Annotated in this window: 1 pseudogene; it reads left to right on the top strand. The window is 79.0% G+C overall.

The features are described 5' to 3' along the window. Positions 1-238: pseudogene (locus AC0IWM_RS23915) on the top strand (GNAT family N-acetyltransferase); the annotation flags it as partial.

The following is a 238-nucleotide window of genomic DNA, read 5'->3' as shown; positions in this document are numbered from 1 at the left end:
CGGCGAGGTCGCGCGGTTCGAGCGCCCGGTCCTGAAGCGGCGCGCCGATCACGGCGCTGTCCTCGCCGGGCATCCGCATCCCTCGCGGCTCAAGGACCTGCGCCGCCGGCAGCGCCGCCTCGCCGCGAGCGGCGCCGTGAGGCTGGAGACCGCGACGCGGGGCCCCGCCCTGGCGCGGGCGGTGGCGGATTTCCTCGGAGTCGAGGCTGCGGGCTGGAAGGGCGCGGCAGGCAGCGCC

Source organism: Methylobacterium sp. AC433 (assembly GCF_979253015.1).
Note: the sequence above shows the minus strand (reverse complement) of the source record. Positions and strands in the feature narration are given on the sequence as shown.